At 47.3% G+C, this 15,839-nt stretch carries 13 protein-coding genes; 4 read left to right on the forward strand and 9 right to left on the reverse strand.

The annotated features are described in order from the left end of the window. The first annotated feature begins 25 nt into the window (after positions 1-25). The 4 genes from rimP to ACP7AK_RS07455 are packed head-to-tail and all read left to right on the forward strand — an operon-like array spanning position 26 to position 5,192. Positions 26-550: a ribosome maturation factor RimP gene (gene rimP / locus ACP7AK_RS07440; RefSeq protein WP_004281103.1), complete on the forward strand. Its 525-nt coding sequence runs from the start codon at positions 26-28 to the stop codon at positions 548-550. A gap of 34 nt (positions 551-584) precedes the next feature. Then, on the forward strand, positions 585-2,069 hold the full coding sequence (gene nusA, locus ACP7AK_RS07445) for a transcription termination factor NusA (protein ID WP_004281105.1): 1,485 nt from the start codon (positions 585-587) through the stop codon (positions 2,067-2,069). A gap of 10 nt (positions 2,070-2,079) precedes the next feature. Further along, positions 2,080-4,788 (forward strand): translation initiation factor IF-2, encoded by a 2,709-nt coding sequence (gene infB / locus ACP7AK_RS07450; protein ID WP_114541781.1) that lies wholly within the window; start codon positions 2,080-2,082, stop codon positions 4,786-4,788. After that, positions 4,788-5,192 (forward strand): ribosome-binding factor A, encoded by a 405-nt coding sequence (locus tag ACP7AK_RS07455; protein ID WP_004281108.1) that lies wholly within the window; start codon positions 4,788-4,790, stop codon positions 5,190-5,192. The genes infB and ACP7AK_RS07455 overlap by 1 nt, the downstream gene beginning before the upstream one ends. 85 nt (positions 5,193-5,277) lie before the next feature. Here ACP7AK_RS07455 and ACP7AK_RS07460 read toward each other — a convergent pair whose 3' ends face one another. From ACP7AK_RS07460 to hisIE, 9 genes are all read right to left on the reverse strand, one after another. Beyond that, positions 5,278-5,679, reverse strand: a complete 402-nt coding sequence (locus ACP7AK_RS07460) for a Na+/H+ antiporter subunit G (RefSeq protein ID WP_005108489.1) — start codon at positions 5,677-5,679, stop codon at positions 5,278-5,280. A 10-nt stretch (positions 5,680-5,689) separates the two neighbouring features. Continuing rightward, complete coding sequence (locus tag ACP7AK_RS07465; protein ID WP_005108490.1) at positions 5,690-5,965, reverse strand: monovalent cation/H+ antiporter subunit F; 276 nt, start codon at positions 5,963-5,965, stop codon at positions 5,690-5,692. Next, the gene (locus ACP7AK_RS07470; protein WP_425879358.1) at positions 5,962-6,480 is read right to left on the reverse strand and encodes a Na+/H+ antiporter subunit E; all 519 of its coding nucleotides are present in this window, start codon (positions 6,478-6,480) and stop codon (positions 5,962-5,964) included. The genes ACP7AK_RS07465 and ACP7AK_RS07470 overlap by 4 nt, the downstream gene beginning before the upstream one ends. Then, positions 6,480-8,288 carry a monovalent cation/H+ antiporter subunit D gene (locus tag ACP7AK_RS07475; RefSeq protein ID WP_425879360.1) on the reverse strand — a complete coding sequence of 603 codons (1,809 nt, stop codon included), beginning with the start codon at positions 8,286-8,288 and terminating at the stop codon, positions 6,480-6,482. Before ACP7AK_RS07475 ends, ACP7AK_RS07470 begins: the two co-directional genes overlap by 1 nt. Then, positions 8,288-8,653, reverse strand: a complete 366-nt coding sequence (locus tag ACP7AK_RS07480; RefSeq protein WP_114541783.1) for a Na+/H+ antiporter subunit C — start codon at positions 8,651-8,653, stop codon at positions 8,288-8,290. The genes ACP7AK_RS07475 and ACP7AK_RS07480 overlap by 1 nt, the downstream gene beginning before the upstream one ends. A 4-nt stretch (positions 8,654-8,657) precedes the next feature. After that, entirely contained in the window at positions 8,658-11,495 is a 2,838-nt protein-coding gene (locus tag ACP7AK_RS07485) for a monovalent cation/H+ antiporter subunit A (RefSeq protein ID WP_425879536.1), read from the reverse strand. A 436-nt stretch (positions 11,496-11,931) separates the two neighbouring features. Further along, positions 11,932-13,314 carry an ATP-binding protein gene (locus ACP7AK_RS07490; RefSeq protein WP_425879362.1) on the reverse strand — a complete coding sequence of 461 codons (1,383 nt, stop codon included), beginning with the start codon at positions 13,312-13,314 and terminating at the stop codon, positions 11,932-11,934. Between the two features lie 41 nt (positions 13,315-13,355). Then, complete coding sequence (locus ACP7AK_RS07495) at positions 13,356-14,858, reverse strand: UvrD-helicase domain-containing protein (protein WP_253147983.1); 1,503 nt, start codon at positions 14,856-14,858, stop codon at positions 13,356-13,358. 15 nt (positions 14,859-14,873) lie between these two features. Continuing rightward, on the reverse strand, positions 14,874-15,656 hold the full coding sequence (hisIE, locus tag ACP7AK_RS07500) for a bifunctional phosphoribosyl-AMP cyclohydrolase/phosphoribosyl-ATP diphosphatase HisIE (RefSeq protein ID WP_180037265.1): 783 nt from the start codon (positions 15,654-15,656) through the stop codon (positions 14,874-14,876). Between the last annotated feature and the right edge of the window lie 183 nt (positions 15,657-15,839).

Here is a 15,839-nt window from a genome sequence, read left to right on the forward strand (position 1 = left end):
AAATCGCACCAGATGACGAGAGTAAATGAAGCTATCAAATAAAACTCAAGCACTTCAGGACTTGATTGCACCAGCAGTTGAAGCCTGTAATGTAAACCTTTGGGGGATCGAATTCCTGCCACAGGGTAAATGTTCGTTATTACGTATTTACATCGACAAGCCAGTCGATGAGAGCGTTGCACCAGCAATCAATGAAGATGGTGAAGAAGAGCAGGGGCGTGGTATTGGCGTTCAGGATTGTGTGCGTGTCACGCAGCAAGTGGGCGCAATGCTGGATGTTCATGATCCGATCTCGGGTGAATATTCACTTGAAGTATCTTCGCCAGGCTGGGACCGTCCATTCTTCCAGCTCGAGCAGATGTCAGGCTATATCGGTCATACCGTAGCACTACGTTTGATCAGTGCGGTAGATAACCGTCGTAAATTCCAGGCCAAACTGGTTGCTGTCGATCTTGAAAATGAAATGATTCAGGTTGAAGTAGAAAAGCAACAGGTATTGGAGATCGACAGTCACAATATCGATAAAGCAAATTTGGTCTTCCAAGATTAATTTAATAAATAAAAATTTAACGAATAGGTGACGTATGGCACGTGAAATTCTGACCGTCGTTGAAACGGTTAGTAACGAAAAAGGTGTACCTCGTGAAGCGATCTTTGAAGCGCTTGAGCAAGCTTTAGTTGCTGCGACAAAGAAAAAATTCTACGAAGGAACACATTCGGAAGAAGCACGTTTACGTGTGGAAATTGATCGTAAAACAGGTGACTATCGTACTTTCCGTCAGTGGGAAGTGGTTGCAGACGAAGACCATGAAATGCCAGCTTGTCAGGATGCCATCTCTGATGTCGATCCGGCAAAATGGTCGATTGGGGACATTCGTGAGCTTGAAGTTGAATCGATTGACTTCGGTCGTATTGCAGCGCAAATTGCCAAGCAAGTGATCGTACAGAAGATCCGTGAAGCAGAACGTGCACTTGTAGCCGATGCTTACGAATCTAAAGTCGGCGAGCTGATCTACGGTGAAGTGAAAAAACAAACCAAAGACGGTTTTATCATTGACCTAGGTGACAATGCTGAAGCGTATCTTGCTCGTGAAGAAATGATTCCGAAAGAAATCCTTCGTCCGAAGCAACGCGTGAATGCAATTCTGTTTAATGTCAACCGTGAAGGTCGTGGTGCGCAGTTACAACTGTCACGTGCTAAACCGGATATGCTGATTGCATTGATGAAGAAAGAAATCCCTGAGATTTCTGAAGAAATCATTGAAATTAAAGCGGCGGCTCGCCAACCAGGCGTTCGTGCTAAAATTGCAGTGAAAACCAATGACCACCGTATTGACCCGGTGGGTGCTTGTATTGGTATGCGTGGTACCCGTATTCAGGCTGTACAGCAAGAGCTCAATGGCGAGCGTATTGATGTGGTAGTTTGGTCGGATGATCCTGCGCAATATATCGCAAGTGCATTGGAACCAGCAGATGTATCGAGTATTGTCATCGATGAAGATGCACGTACTGCAGATATCATTTTCGCAACCAGCGATCAGTTGGCACGTGCGATTGGTTCACAAGGTCAGAACGTTCGTCTGGCATCTGAATTGACTGGCTACAAGCTGGACATGATGCTGGAAGAGGAATACTACGCCCGTCAACAAAACGAAGCGCAACAATATCTGGACATGTTTGTTACCCGTCTGGATATCGCGGAAGATTTGGCGATGGCATTGGTAGAAATGGGCTTCACCTCGCTTGAAGAAATTGCTTATGTCCCTGCAGAAACGTTTGATGAAATCGAACTGGATGCGGAACTGGTTGAACTACTGCAAAGCCGTGCGAAAGAAATTGCACTTGCTGATGCATTACAACAGCAAGAGAACATACAAGCGCCAAGTGAAGAACTTGTTGCAATGGAAGGCATGACAGTAGAGATCGCGCAAGCGCTAGCAGCTCGTGGTGTGGTAACAGTGGATGATTTAGCAGATCAGGCGACTGACGATATCGAAGATATTGAAGGTTTGGGTGCTGAGAAAGCAGGTCAACTCATTATGAAAGCGCGCGAATCATGGTTTAACTAGGAGGTAGTATATGACGGACAAGTCGATTAAAGAGTTAGCCCTCAATGTGGGTCGTCCAGTTGAGAAGCTCCTAGAGCAGGTTCGTGAGGCAGGTTTACCACAGCGTAAAGCTGACGATATTATTACCACCGAACAACAAGACAGCTTGATGAGCCATGTGAAAAAGTCACAGGGTTCAGAAAGCCAAGCAGGGCAAATCACGTTGAAACGTAAAACGACTAGTACGGCTAAAGTAGCCAGTACTTCAGGTAAGGCGAAAACGATTAATGTAGAAGTTCGCAAGAAGCATACATTTGTTAAGCCGGATCCAGAACAGATCAAAGCAGAAGCATTGGCGAAAGCCAAGGCTGAGCAACAGGCCAAAGCTGCGCCTGAACAGAATACAGCGCAAGCTGCTTCTGCTGAAGCTCCAAAAACTGGCGTAAATAACGCGAATAAAGCTTTAGAGGCGATGCGTGCTGCTGCAAAGCAAACCAGCGACAAGCAAGAAGTTTCTAAAGCTGCAGTTGTGGTAAAACGCAAATCAACCAACAAGCCGATTGTGAAGCAAGTTGTTAAACCAACTGAAACCGCTGAACAGAAAAAGGCACGTGAAGCAGAAGCAGCAAAATTAAAAGCTGTTGAAGAAGCGGCACGTCGTAAAGCGGCTGAAGAAGCGCAGCAACGTACGCTTGAACAAATGCGTCAAATGGCGTCCAAGTACACCGCGGAAGATACCACTGCAACGATTCGTGTTGTTGATGATTCTCCTCTGGCTGCCGGCCTTGTTGGTCAGGCATATGAAGACTCTTTTGCCAAAGAAGACCGCGAAATCAAACGTGGTACGAATACGCCGAGCGCGCGTGCACCTAAAAAAGGTGGTCGTCGTGGTCAGGAAGAGCAAAGCTTCAGCAAACAGCCTAAGCGCGGTTTAAAAACTAGCCAGGGCAACAAGCACGGCTTCGAAAAACCTGTGAAAAAACAGGTTTACGATGTTGAAATCGGTGAAACGATTGTCGTTGCTGACTTGGCTGCGAAAATGGCAGTTAAGGTTCGTGAAGTGATTAAATCACTCATGAAAATGGGTGAATTGGTTACTCAGAACCAGGCGATTGATCAAGAAATTGCTGCACTTGTTGTTGAGGAAATGGGCCATAACCCGGTACTGGTTTCTGATACACAAGCTGAAGATAACTTGCTTGAAGCAGCTGAAGAAGCACGTGGTGCGCAATCTACGCGTGCGCCTGTTGTTACCATTATGGGTCACGTTGACCATGGTAAGACATCGCTGCTTGACCGTATTCGTCGTGCCAAAGTGGCTGCTGGGGAAGCGGGCGGTATCACACAGCATATCGGTGCTTACCATGTAACTACTGATAAAGGTATGATTACATTCCTTGATACTCCGGGACACGCAGCATTTACTGCAATGCGTTCACGTGGTGCGAAAGCAACAGATATCGTGGTTCTGGTTGTTGCAGCAGATGATGGTGTAATGCCACAAACTGCAGAAGCAATTGACCATGCACGTGCTGCAGGTACACCAATCATTGTTGCAATCAACAAGATGGATAAAGAATCTGCTGATCCAGATCGCGTATTGAATGAATTGACTGTGAAAGAAATCGTGCCAGAACAATGGGGTGGTGACGTTCCAGTAGCAATGGTTTCTGCACATACTGGTCAAGGCATTGATGAACTTCTTGATATTATTTCGATTCAAGCTGAACTTCTAGAGCTTAAAGCATCGGAAGAAGGCGCTGCACAAGGTGTCGTAATTGAAGCACGTGTAGACAACAGCCGTGGTGCGGTAACGTCTATTCTGGTTCAAAACGGTACATTGAAAGTAGGTGATCTCGTTCTTGCCGGTTCATCTTATGGTCGCGTTCGTGCGATGACGGATGAAAATGGTCAGCGTATCAAATCTGCAGGTCCTTCGATTCCGGTGGAAATTCTGGGTCTTCCAGAAGCACCAATGGCGGGTGACGAAGTTCTTGTGGTGAGTGACGAGAAGAAAGCACGTGAAGTTGCCGATGCGCGTATGGATCGTGAACGTCAAAAACGTCTTGAGCGTCAATCTGCAATGCGTCTTGAAAACATCATGGCGTCTATGGGCAAGAAAGATGTGCCTATCGTGAACGTTGTGTTGAAAACTGACGTACGTGGTACCTTGGAAGCATTACACGTTGCACTTGCTGAGCTTGCGACTGACGAAGTTAAAGTACGTATCATCGGTTCTGGTGTAGGTGCGATCACTGAGTCTGACGTGACACTGGCTGAATCTTCAGAAGCAGTTCTACTTGGCTTTAACGTACGTGCGGATAACGCTGCGCGTCAAAAAGCAGATGCAGACAGTATCGACATTCGTTATTACTCAATCATCTATCAATTGATTGATGATGTGAAAGCAGCAATGAGCGGTAAGCTTGCACCTGAACATCGTGAAACGATTCTGGGTGTTGCACAAGTACGTGAAGTATTCCACTCAAGTAAGTTTGGTGCGGCTGCGGGCTGTATGGTACTTGAAGGCGTATTGCATCGTAACAAACCGATTCGTGTATTACGTGATGACGTGGTTGTGTTCCAGGGCGAGCTTGAATCTCTTCGTCGCTACAAAGAAGTGGTTGAAGAAGTTCGTGCCGGTATGGAATGTGGTCTTGCGGTGAAAGGCTATAAAGACATCAAAGCACTTGATAAGATCGAAGTGTACGATGTTCAACTGATTAAACGGAGTCTTTAATGGCGGGTAGTCAACGTCTGAAGCGTATGGCGGATACAGTACAACGCGAGTTGTCCGAACTGATCCGTCAGGAGCTGAAAGATCCACGCTTAGGTGGTCTGGTGACCATCTCTGCGGTGAAGGTGAGCCCAGACCTGGGATATGCGGAAGTTTATGTCACTGTGATGGGACGTGAACTTGGCGATGAGCAAAGCCAAGAGGCCAATAAAGAAACTCTGGATGTGTTGAACAAAGCATCTGGTTTCCTGCGCCACGAGCTGAGTCGTCGTATCAAAACCCGTATTACGCCTCGTCTACGTTTCCATTACGATAAGACCAATGCATATGGTAACTATATGTTTGGTCTGATCGCTGAAGCAGTGAAGGACTTACCTGAAGCTGAAGCAAAAAAAGATGATGAATAAGTTTTAGGACTAAAAAAGCCAACTTCGGGTGGCTTTTTTTATCTCTCTATTTTGAGATTTGGGAGAACTGGAATCGCTTGCTCAATTAATCTAAATCATCATTGCGATTGATTTTCTTTTCATAAAAGGTACGACGGCGTGAACGCTGCCAAGGCAGGGGGCGTTCTAGCGTTTCCGGTACTTCACCACTCAAAGAACGTAAACGCAAATGTAATGCAGCCTGTGCCATCAGATTGGCAGATACTGGCGCAGTGATAAAGGCGAACAGGGTAATCAGCACTTCAGCAAAACCGAAACGGCCATACATGGCAGAGAAAATCATCGCCGCAATTAAAAAACTGCCGAGGCCCAAAGTACTGGATTTGGTCGGTGCATGCAGACGCATGAACAGATCGGGTAAGCGCACCATCCCGATTCCGCCAACCAGCATAAAGAAAGCACCAATCAATAGAAAAATCGACACCAGTATTTCTAAAATTAAAGACATTTAAAAACTCCTAGTCGATGACATGGCCAGTGGTGAAATAACGCGCCAAGGCTGCGGTAGAGACAAAGCCCAGCATCGCGACCAAGAGAGCGCCTTCAAACAGAAATGTGCTGCTCCAGTAAATACCCAAAATCACCACCAGACAGGTGGCATTTAGGAACAGGGTATCCAGTGCCAACAGGCGATCAACAATAGAGGGACCGGTAATCAGCCGGATCAGACACAGTAACATGGAGATGGTGACCGCACCCAGACAAATCAATAATGCATAAGGTAGAATTGTCATGCTTTTTCTCCTGATCGTGCATTAAAAATCTCAATGAGCGGGCGTTCATAGCGCTGCTTAATCAGCTCGATTTCGGCCGCTTCATCATCTGTGCTTAAGGCATGTACCAGAATATCACCACGATCCTGGTCAATCCCTGCAGATACCGTGCCCGGTGTAGTGGTAATAATCATCGCCAGCAAGGTGTTGACTTCTTCATGTTCGGTATCTAAAGGCACACGGAACCATTTTGGATGCAGATTCTTCGTCGGTCCTAGCACCAGTTTGGCCACTTTAATATTGGCTACAACAATGTCCCAAACTACGACAAAGAACAGGCGCAGGGCAGGAGTCCACTGGATATTCGGGGTATAGTCAATAAAGGGTTCGACCATACGTGGAATGATCACCGCGAGTAGCAAGGCCATCAGCAATGTTCCAGCGTCCAGGCTGTGTGCCAGTAAAACCCAGCTCAGTCCCACAATCACAGAAACCAGCGGATGCGGGAACCAGCGTTGAAATAATGATTCAGCCATTAAGGTCCCTCCGCCGGTTTAAGTTGATTATCATCATATTCGGTCTGTTCAATGTGCTGCTGGTCAATCTGGCGTTGCTTGAATTCAGAAATATTTTCACCCTTCAAGGTCGCTTCTGAAATCACATAAGGAATTAGATGCGCATTAGGATCTATCACCTCACCACCATATTTGGTTTCTGGCAAATACTTCGGATCGAATGGCTGGACGCTAATAAACTGACCTTCTGCATCCGGTTTTAACAGCGCGGCTTCATAGACCGAATTGTTTTTGATCTGTTCCGCAGTCTGATAATTATATTGATAGATCGGTCCGGCAAACACCACGTAGGCGGTTAAGCCTGCCAGCAATATATAAATCACCCGGTCATTGCGTGCCGGTGCTTTACTCGGTAGGGCTTCATATTTATGAAACTCTTCAGAATCAAGATCATCTTCAGGTCTGCTCGAACGCCAGAACAGGATAAAACCGACCCGGGTAAAAGCCAGAATACTGAGAAAACTTACCAGCAAAATGGTCAGGATAATAATCATCTGATAATCTGAATTAGCAGAAGCCTGCAAAATAAAGACTTTACCGAAAAATCCACTAAACGGTGGCAGGCCTGCCATCATCAAGGCGATGATGAAATAGACAATCGAAACTAGCTTATTCTGTTTCATCAGTGGGGCGATTTTAAAATGATCTTTAAATTCACCGCGCTGCGAGGTAATCCAGCCCGACAGAATATAAAATGCGGCCGCAATCAGGGTACTGTGTACCAGATAATACAGCGCACCCGCCCAGGCTGCAGTATTATTCAGGCCAATGGCCACCAGAATCGTTCCGACTGAAGACAGCACCATAAAACCGACAAAACGGCGCAGACGTTCGGTGCCAATTGCACAGATTACCCCATAGACGGATGTGACCAGACCAATCACCAGCAGACAGTTCATCAGAATCTGATGGCTATATTCATCATCAAAAACCGTGCCGTTGATACGCAAAATTGCATAAATCCCGACTTTAGTCATGATAGTAAAGAGCGCTGCTACAGGAGTCGTGGCCACCGCATAGGTTTTGGGTAACCAGAAACCCACCGGCAGCATTGCTGCTTTGATTCCAAATACCACGAAGAGCATCAAGCCACCGGCAACGGCCAGTTTATGCTGATCTTCTGCAAGTGTTGGCATCAAACGGGCCACATCGGCCATATTCAGGCTACCGACACTGCCATAAATCATCCCGAGTCCAATCAGGAATAGCGCAGACGCCAGCAGGTTAATGGTGACATAGTGAATTCCCAGCTGAAAACGTGCCTTACCTTGTCCATGCAACAGCAGTACATAAGACGCCATCAGCAAAATTTCAAAGAACACAAACAGGTTGAACAAATCGCCTGTCAGGAATGCACCAGTCAGACCCATCAGCAGGAAATGCACCATGGCATGGAAATAACGGCCGCGTAAGTCCCATTCTTTGCTGGCATACCAGACCACAGGCAAGGCGAGCGCATAGGTCAACACCAGCATCATGGCCGAGAGCTGATCCAGCACCAGCACGATCCCGAATGGTGCTGCCCATTCGCTGAGGGTGTATACGCTGATTTGGCCCTCGCTGCTGTTTATCAGATAGCTAACGGCAATGATCAGGCCCAAGATTCCCGAGAGATGGCTGATACCACGACGCCAGGGTTGACGCCAGTCCGTGATCAGAGAGCCTGCACCCGGATTTCCCAAAAGTACCAAGGCAAAAGCGGTAAAGGCCGGCAAAAGAATGCTGAAAATAGGAGTATGTTGAGTCCAGAAATTGAGAAGATCAGTCATTAAGGCTCATCCTCACGTGGATCAATCTGGGGGATATCTTCTTTTGAGTCAACGTGGTCTGTTCCTGATTCGTAGCGGCTACGCAGTGCCAGTTGGACAATAAAGGCAGTGGTGGCAAAGCCAATCACGATGGCCGTCAGCACCAGTGCCTGAGGTAGAGGGTCAGTCACATTCGCGGCTTCGGTTAATACTGCAGGCGAATTCATCTGAATCCGGCCCATGGCAAATAAAAACAGGTTGACCGCATAACCAATCATGGCCAAGCCCAACACCACCGGGAAGGTACGCGCCCGCAGGATCAGATAAATGCCTGTGGCTGTCAGCAGGCCAATCGCAGAGGCTAATAAAAATTCTAAACTGATCATTCTATTATCCTCTTGGTACGGGGCCAGTCATGCTTGAGTGACGTGAATCGCCCAAGACCGAAATCATCAGCATGGTCGCACCGACAACAGTGACATAGACGCCGACATCAAACAGTGCAGCCGAAGCTAAATGCATTTCTCCAATGATGGGCGGAGAGACATAAATATGTGCACTGGTCAGGAATGGACGTGACCAGAACCAGGCCGCGACACCGGTCAAACCGGCAATGGTTAAGCCGACTCCAATCCAGATTTCATAGAGACGACCGGATTTAGCGCCCAGCAACTGTTCGGTTTTGTCCTGTCCCACTGCGATATATTGAATAATAAGTGCCAGTGACGTCACCAGTCCGGCAATGAATCCACCGCCTGGCAGGTTATGGCCACGCATAAAGATATACAGGCTGACTACCAGCGCGACCGGCAAAATCCAGGATGCGGTAATACGCAACATCAGCGGGGAAGGATTAAAACGATAGGTCAGTCCTTGGGTCATGGTGGTGCCATGCGCACGCATGCCATCCATCAGGCTCAGAACACCAATGGCTGCAATGCCGAGTACGGTAATTTCGCCAAAGGTATCGAAACCACGGAAGTCGACCAGAATCACATTCACCACATTGGTTCCGCCGCCCAGAGGAATGGACTGTTGCAGGAAGAACCATGAAATGGAATTGTGATCACGGGTCATGATCAGCCAGGCAATTGCCGCAATCCCGAGACCGCCGCCCAAGGCAATAATGGCATCGCGCCAGCGACGGGTCGGGCTCGATTCATACGGAGTTAATTGTGGCAGTAAAGATAAACTCATCAGTAGCAGAACAGTGGTGACCACATCGACCGTAATCTGGGTCAGCGCCAGATCGGGAGCCGAGAAGCCGATAAAGACCATGGTGACGACCAGACCGACTGCACCGCTAATGAGGACAGCTTTAATGCGCTCATGATGGAACCACAGCAGCATCCAGCAGGCGGAGAACAGCAGTAACCACAGGATAATCGCCAAGGCAGGAGCATGGGTCAGCTCGCGCGTACCCGTACCCACCGCATTGCTGAGTAATGGGAATCCCACCAGCCCGATGGTAAAAATCACAATCCACAATAAATAGCTTTGTAATTTGCCATTTTCAGTGGTACGGCGGAAACGGCGTGAATTCAGCAGCAAATTTTTCAAAAACAGGTCGAACAGCACCCGGCCCTGTAAGCGGCCCAGTTTTGGATCCAAGTCGATTTCACGTAAGGCGCCACCTTTGGCGAGAGAAAAGTAAAAGATTATTCCGCCGAGCAGAGCGATCACACTCATCAGCAGCGGCAGGTTGAAACCATGCCAAAGCGCCAGATGGGTACCTTCAAAATCAAAATTTTGGGTTGTCGCTTGAGTGGTGCTATTGACAATTTTTTCTACTAGAAGAGCGGGTAATAGACCGACTAAAATACATAAAATTGCCAATAAGGTTGCCGGTGCGCGCATACCAAAGGCAGGCTCATGTGCATCTTTATTTGGGACCTGTTTGCCTAGCGGACCATCGAAAAAGACTCCATGCACCAGTCGAATGGAATAAGCCACCGCAAAAATCCCGGCCAGTGTCGCGACAATAGCAGAGCCGACCATAAGTGGACCACTTAAACTGGCGACCAGTTCGGTAAAGAACATTTCCTTGGACAGGAAACCATTGGTCAAGGGTACACCCGCCATGGATGCTGCCGTGATCATGGTCAGCGTGGCGGTAAATGGCAGTAATTGCCACAAGCCAGACAATTTACGTAAGTCACGGGTACCAGATTCATGATCGATGATGCCGGCAATCATAAACAGTGCCGCTTTAAAGGTGGCATGGTTAATAATGTGGAAAATCGCTGCTGCAACAGCCAATGGTGAACCAATCCCGAGCAGACACATGATCAGACCTAAATGGCTGATGGTGGAATAGGCGAGCAAGCCTTTCAGGTCTTCCTTAAAAATGGCAAAGAAGGAGGCCATGCACAGGGTAAACAGACCAACAAAGGTCACAATATTATGAAACAGTGCAGCGCCGGCAAAGATCGGGAGCAAACGTGCGACCAGGAATAAACCGGCTTTGACCATGGTGGCCGAGTGCAAATAGGCAGAGACCGGTGTCGGTGCAGCCATGGCATTCGGCAACCAGAAGTGGAACGGGAACTGCGCACTTTTGGTAAAGGCACCAAGTAAAATCAGCAACAAGGTTGGAACAAATAAATGATGGGACTGAATCTGCTCAGTCATCGTCAGGATTTGGTCAAGCTGATAAGTGCCGGTAATTTGACCAAGCAGGACAAAACCGCCCAGCATCGCCAGACCACCCATTCCGGTAATGGTCAGGGCCATACGCGAACCACGTTGCGCCGCTTCGTAATTGCTCCAGTAACCCACCAGCAGGAAAGATGAAATACTGGTCAGTTCCCAGAAAATCAATAAGATAATCAGGTTATTCGACAATGAAATTCCGAGCATCGCCGCCATAAATAGCATCAGCAGGAGATACAGTTTGCTCAGTGAATTTTTTGGATTGAGATAATAATAGGCATAAATATAAATCAGTGTACCAATTCCGCTGATCAGCAAGGCAAACAGCAGTCCCAGAGAATCCAGGCGAAAACTGAAATCGATGCCGAGCTGGGGCAGCCAGGACCAGGTCTGGGTAATCACTGCACCATCAAATATGGCGGGCGCCTGACTCAATAATAATAAGAAACTGCTGAGGCTGACACCAATTGCCCCTAAAGCCGTTACCCCGCGCGAAAATTGCTTCAGCCACGAGACAAGGGTTGTGCCTAATACTAACGGTAACAATATAATAATCGGCAGCACACTCGTATCCATTGTCATGATTTAGGTTTTGATCAACCTAAGGTGAATCTTTATCTTTCAAGGATTACAGGACCCCAAGGAGCGACCCAAACTTCTCAATCTTGAAAGCCAAAAGAATATTCAAAAAGAATATAAAACAGTTGTATTGCGCAACTTATAAACGATAGCAAATTCCGATTTTACAATGAAATTCGCAAATAAAACCGATCATATTACAGGATAACAACAACATCAACGTTTTTATGTGGAACTTATAAATTATACGCCGGCTCGGATTTAACAGGCGCTGCATGCTTAAACAGATCATCCAGAAATGACCGAAAATTAAGATTAAATTGCAGGCATTGATTGTAAATTTGACTCAAAATAGTTTAATCAGGGCAAAAAGAGAATGCTGAAAAGGCTTCCTTGTTTACTCAAACAGTCGCTCTTATTTTTTTGAATCTGTTTAGAGCGACTGAGGTAGCGTCGGATGATGCTCCTGAGCAAGTAAAGCGAGCAATTCTTGTTGCTGTTCCGGATTTAACTGTTGTTGAATCATTTGCAATACAGCAAGCGGTGTGATGGGTTCGGTGACCGTTTCCAGTAAAGTATCTTCAGGCGAGATATCTTTATTTCGCTGCAATTCCAGCTCTGCGTAGATCTGATCAAACTGGGTTTTCATACTTTCAAGATGAATGGGGTGCAGCTGTTTATTTTCCAGTTTCAGACATTGAAAGCCTTGCGCCTGTTCCAGTAATTCAGGCCGGTTGCCGGTCGCAATAATCTGCAAGTTAGGAAAAGCCTGATGCAGGCGTGACAGGATCACTGCTGCCATCTCCTGATCCAGTTGATGATCAATTGCATCAATCAACAAAACGCCTGTACCTTCCTGACACGGGAATAAACTGTTGGTATTCAACAGACAAAGCCGCCGTACAATGTCACCCACCAGCGCAATCCAGTTGCGGATACTGTTGGGCAGTTGCTGGAACGTGAAAGTTTGTTGCTGATAGGTCACCATCAATTGCAGCTTGGGCTGATATTTTAAATAAATTTGACTGACTTCTGGCAGGATCAGTGACAGAGCCTGTTTTAAAGCGGTGAGATTCGGTGCATGCAGATGTGCCTGGGCTTTCTCGATCTGCCGGGCCAGTTCATCTGCGCGAATGTTTTCAGACTGCTGCAAGGCACGCGACAAAATCTGATCCATAATCTTGGCACTTTGCGCATTTTCAATATCACTGATTTCACGAAACCATTCAAAAAAACGGGCAAAGGTGGTGAAAGGAATCGCAGCGATTTCATAAGCATGTGCGGACTGGAGAATGGCCGGGTTATTTTTGCTGAGCAGATTGACTTCATTGGTAAAGCGTTCAGCCGGATAATAGGCAATTAGCGGCAAACCGAGCAGGGGATCGTGCAAGCGGGCTTTGTGATACAGGCTGAGCATGCTTTCAAGCTGTGAGGTTTCTGCTTTGCTAAAACCCAGACCCTGACTGTTTAGGGTCTTGTAGATTTGCCATGAACAGCTTTGTAGGTTCGCAGGCTCAGACTGACTGGATTCTGGCAAGCTGCCCATCTCTTCAGGAAAACCAATCCGGATGTCAATTTTGGATTGCAGCCGGTTTTGCATGATGTCCTGATCTTGCATCACCAGACCTGCAGCACGGCTGTCGCGATAACGGGCTGCAAACCAGGTCAGTGCCTGATAGCTAAAACGTAAAAGCGTAGTTTTGCCAGTTCCCTGATTGCCCAGAATCAAGGTGGCCGGGCATTGCGGATAATTAAACTGAAGCTGAATGTCGGAAAAATGCAGTGTGTGTTTCAGTTGAAACGCTTGGATGTGCATAGATCACCTGTCCCATGATGTTTACATCCATGCCATGCACTTTAACCGACTGCCTGCCGAAGCGACTGCGGCATCTTGATTTTCAGTTGCTGAATCAGGTCATAAATGTGATGAATATTTAAACTCACTTTAGCACGTGTACAGGCCACGTAAAGTAATCTTAATTCTTCATCACTAATTTTATGGTCTTTTTCATTCAGCTTAAACTGATAGTCATCTTCAATATGAACCCGATCCCATTCCAGACCTTTGGCCTTGTGTGCCGTGGAAATAATATAGTCGGCCTGGGCAATTGGTGTGATTTTAGCCAGAGCTTTTTTCAGCGGATCGGTGCCATGTTCGTCCACCAGTTTGACCAGTGGCTTGATGTCACTGCCTTCATTAGTTTCACAGTATTCATGGACATCATGCCAGGAGTTGAACCAGGCCAGTTCCGGCACATCAACCACACGTTTGCCCTGTTTCAGCATGGCAGCCGCATCGACAAAACGATTCAGTTTGACGTGATCGGCTTGCAGGCTGACTTTATCGCCACGAACTAAACCCGCTAATAACAATTCCATTGCACGAGCATTGGTCCGGCATAAAATTGCATCGCGCATTTTGGTATGCGGTTTATTCACGACTTTAGAGTCTAATTGCGGATTGCCGAGTAAAGGCACAGTTTCATTTAAGGCACCTAAAATGGCATTGGCATTCAGGGCAATTTCAGGACCAAAACGAAATGAGGTGGTCAGGCGCGATTCAGGTAAGGGCAGTTGCTGCATGGCATTGACTGCGCCACGCCAGGCATAAATCTGCTGATGCGCGTCTCCGACATAAATCACCTGGGTGCTGCGCTGTTTCAGTAGAATTCCCAGCATTAAGGGATCGGCATCCTGAGCTTCATCGAATAGTACATAATCGGCCGGGATATTTGGCTCGGACAGCGCCCAGAGCTTCAGATAAATGTCATGACCGATGCCGGCCTGATGATTTGGATCAATCGACTCTAGCCAGCGTCGTTCGACTGCCGGATAAAGTTTCTTCTGTAAAGTCTCGATATCATCCGGATGCAACCAGCTCGGCGCCTGAATATGCCGTGGGGCAGGGTATTGCGAACTGGTCGAGCAGAAATAGCCGACCGCATTGGCAACCAAACTTGCCAGACGCGAAGGCATCAAGACATATTTTTCATAACGCCCACCCATCATACGGCGCATGGTCATCGGTTCAAGCCGGTATTCTTTGGCAATAAAACTTGGACTCAAGCGTGGCAAGCGCAGTTTGTCGGTGACTCCACGTGGAACACTGCGAAATGCCAGCGAGTGAAAAGTACGGCAATCGACACCCCGGTGAAACTTGGCCTGTGCTTCACTGGCAATGGCCTTGTTAAAAGCCAGATACATGCCACGTCTTTGTGGCATGGCATCACTGATCATTTGCAGGGTCGTGGTTTTACCTGTGCCTGCATAGGCAATCACTTTAAAGGATTTGCCCAGACGTGCGTTATCAATGGCAGTGGCCTGCTCATAGGTCGCGGTCGGTTTTTTTAAATCAGACACAGATGAATTCAAGGCTTAATGCTGACGGTTGGCTTTTTCGACCAGACCGGACAAGCCTTGGCGGCGTGCCAGTTCATTTAATACCAATTGCACATCCAGGTCGAAATAACCCAGCATCACGATGGTATGGAACCACAGATCTGCCACTTCATAGATCAGATCATTTTTATGGTCTGCCGAAGCGTCCTGATCAAAGTCTTTGGCTGCCAGCACGGTTTCAAAGCTTTCTTCACCGACTTTTTCCAGAATCTTGTTCAGGCCTTTATGATACAGCTTGGCCACATAAGAGGAGTCCGGATCGGCCTGTTTGCGTTCTGCCATCATCTGGCCCAGATAAGACAGGACTTCGACCTGCTCAGATTGCGCGGTTGACGCTTGCATCGCCAGCGTATGCGGATTCGTGGATTTTTCACCATAAATCGCAGACGGATCTTTCAGCTGTGCATCGACAATTTCCCAGCCCATTGGCGTGAGCTTGCGATAGAAACATGATTCACGGCCGGTATGGCAGGCAATACCACCATGCTGTTCAATTTGCAGCACAATCACGTCGGCATCACAGTCCAGACGGATTTCATGTACGGTCTGAAAATGTCCTGATTCTTCGCCCTTATGCCATAACTTGCTGCGTGAACGAGAGAAATACACTGCCTGATTTTTTTCGGCAGTTAAAGCCAAAGCTTCACGGTTCATCCAGGCTACCATCAACACACGTCCAGTTTGATGATGCTGGGCAATGGCAGGGACTAATCCTTGTTCGTTAAATTTTACTTCATCGAGCCATTGCGCGTTGTTCATAAGGGTTTCCATCATTTCAATCAAAATATAAAAATACGGATAGGAAATATCCGCTGATAGTGTACGTGATCTCGCAGCATTTGCGGCAAAAATCTGTGTTGATCAGGACAGGCTGTGTCGTGGTTTTTTAAATCAGTCCACTTTATTTCAGATCTTGCAAAAATGAGACAGAGAAAAGCCGCC

The organism is Acinetobacter sp. TWP2-2-3, from assembly GCF_049896445.1.
Classification (GTDB): Bacteria; Pseudomonadota; Gammaproteobacteria; order Pseudomonadales; family Moraxellaceae; genus Acinetobacter.

What these genes read in the sequence shown, in the direction of transcription:
- rimP (WP_004281103.1), top strand. Translation starts at nt 26, where the DNA reads ATGAAGCTATCAAATAAAACTCAAGCACTTCAGGACTTGATTGCACCA.
- nusA (WP_004281105.1), top strand. Translation starts at nt 585, where the DNA reads ATGGCACGTGAAATTCTGACCGTCGTTGAAACGGTTAGTAACGAAAAA.
- infB (WP_114541781.1), top strand. Translation starts at nt 2,080, where the DNA reads ATGACGGACAAGTCGATTAAAGAGTTAGCCCTCAATGTGGGTCGTCCA.
- ACP7AK_RS07455 (WP_004281108.1), top strand. Translation starts at nt 4,788, where the DNA reads ATGGCGGGTAGTCAACGTCTGAAGCGTATGGCGGATACAGTACAACGC.
- ACP7AK_RS07460 (WP_005108489.1), bottom strand. Translation starts at nt 5,679, where the DNA reads ATGTCTTTAATTTTAGAAATACTGGTGTCGATTTTTCTATTGATTGGT.
- ACP7AK_RS07465 (WP_005108490.1), bottom strand. Translation starts at nt 5,965, where the DNA reads ATGACAATTCTACCTTATGCATTATTGATTTGTCTGGGTGCGGTCACC.
- ACP7AK_RS07470 (WP_425879358.1), bottom strand. Translation starts at nt 6,480, where the DNA reads ATGGCTGAATCATTATTTCAACGCTGGTTCCCGCATCCGCTGGTTTCT.
- ACP7AK_RS07475 (WP_425879360.1), bottom strand. Translation starts at nt 8,288, where the DNA reads ATGACTGATCTTCTCAATTTCTGGACTCAACATACTCCTATTTTCAGC.
- ACP7AK_RS07480 (WP_114541783.1), bottom strand. Translation starts at nt 8,653, where the DNA reads ATGATCAGTTTAGAATTTTTATTAGCCTCTGCGATTGGCCTGCTGACA.
- ACP7AK_RS07485 (WP_425879536.1), bottom strand. Translation starts at nt 11,495, where the DNA reads ATGGATACGAGTGTGCTGCCGATTATTATATTGTTACCGTTAGTATTA.
- ACP7AK_RS07490 (WP_425879362.1), bottom strand. Translation starts at nt 13,314, where the DNA reads ATGCACATCCAAGCGTTTCAACTGAAACACACACTGCATTTTTCCGAC.
- hisIE (WP_180037265.1), bottom strand. Translation starts at nt 15,656, where the DNA reads ATGAACAACGCGCAATGGCTCGATGAAGTAAAATTTAACGAACAAGGA.